This is a genomic window from Clavibacter sp. MX14-G9D (assembly GCF_032917815.1).
In the GTDB taxonomy this organism is placed as follows: domain Bacteria; phylum Actinomycetota; class Actinomycetes; order Actinomycetales; family Microbacteriaceae; genus Clavibacter; species Clavibacter michiganensis_K.
On the sequence record NZ_JAVCVL010000350.1, the window covers coordinates 1 to 1,542 of the forward strand.

Here is a 1,542-nt window from a genome sequence, read left to right on the forward strand (position 1 = left end):
GATGCTCGTCCTCATGCTCGCGGAGCGGGCCGCGGCCTGACGCTGCGGGAGGGACGCCGGGAACGGGCCGCGCGGCGTCCGGCTGCGCGGCGGCGGTGGGTGTCCCTCGCACCGAGCTCCTCGACCGCTGATGTCGATGGTTATGTCTCGTAGCATCTCGCCTACTCCTTCAACGGCACGAGTTGTCGCGACGCCAGCGGCCGACAGCAGCGGGAGACGCAAGTGCCGAAGTCCAGCACGGACTCCCATGCTCAGATCGCGATCTGGCCACTAACGAGGCGACCCCTTGTGGCCCCACGCGGGCACCGACTCATGAAGGAGCTCCAGTACGGCTTCGCGGCACGATCTAAATCTTTTCCGACTGCGTGTCGTGGCCGCGTCTCTGTGGACGCGCCGCACGCGCCGCGTGTGTCTCCACTTACGGTTCCTCTACCGCCGTCCTAACGCTGGTGTGAGCGCCTCCGATCGCCCGCACCGCCGGCGCTTCACGAAGGATCCCATCATGACCCGCGTCTCATTCACCAACAGGAGAACACGGCTTCTCGCAGCCGCGCTAGCCGTCCTCTTCTGCTCCGGTCTCATCACGGCAGCGACCACTCCGGAGCCAGCTGAGGCTGCTGCTGACTTCCGGACGGCCTTCCCGATCGCAGCCGGATCCAGTGTCTACAACAGCAGGCATCAGCCATGCACCGTGGGAGCGGTCTTGAAGGCGAACGGGTTCTTCGCCAATATCACCGAGTTTCAGAGAAAAACACGATACCTCGTCATCGCCGGGCACTGCGGGAATGATGGACAAGACATCGGTCTCGAGGGCCACGGCGTAGTGGGAAGGATCATCTGGCAGTCCGGTGACGCCGATCTCGCCATCGTGCGAGTAGACCCAAGCGTTACCCACCGCCCGCACTGCGTGCCCAACTCGCAGCTACACAACTGCACTATATTCACTACCGTCACCCCCCTGGCGACGGGGCGCATCTTCCTCCGAAGCCCGATTTCGGGCCAGCCTCGGAGCGTCCCGATCCAAGGAACCGGAGTCCCGGGCGCTGACGAGAGATTCTGCACCAGCGGAGCGATGACCGGAATCAACTGCAATTGGTCCACGGTGCCGCTCCCTGCAGGTTTCGGCGCGCACCAGGCCGGCGCGCAAAGTGACGGTCTGTTCCTGCAGGGAGGGGACTCCGGCGGTCCGGTGGCCGGCCGAGCCGGGCAGCTCTACGGCATCATCGCCCGCATGGGCAACGATCTTGGGCCCGCTCGGGACATCATGAGCTACACGCCCATCGCGCGCCTCTTCCAAGAGCAGAGCGGCTACTCGATCGCGCCCCCCAACTGACCAGGAGGCCCGTGGCGAGGTGCTCCAGAATTGTCAGCCGAACGGCCACCCCAGCTCATGATGGCGAAAGCCCCATCCACCACGAGCGTGCCCGCCCGAACCGCCGTACCCGAGCCCCGATGAGCGCACGGCCGCCGCCGCTCCTGGCTCGTCCCCGCCTGGCTCCTCGCCGCGGTGGCCGTCGGCCTGCTGGTCGCGGCGCTCCGGCG

1 protein-coding gene is annotated in these 1,542 nt (G+C 66.4%); it reads left to right on the forward strand.

Annotation, left to right across the window (positions count from 1 at the left end; genetic code table 11):
* Positions 1-502 precede the first annotated feature (502 nt).
* A complete protein-coding gene (locus Q6969_RS15515) occupies positions 503-1,333 on the forward strand; it encodes a hypothetical protein (protein WP_317231246.1) in 831 nt (276 codons plus the stop codon).
* Positions 1,334-1,542 lie beyond the last annotated feature (209 nt).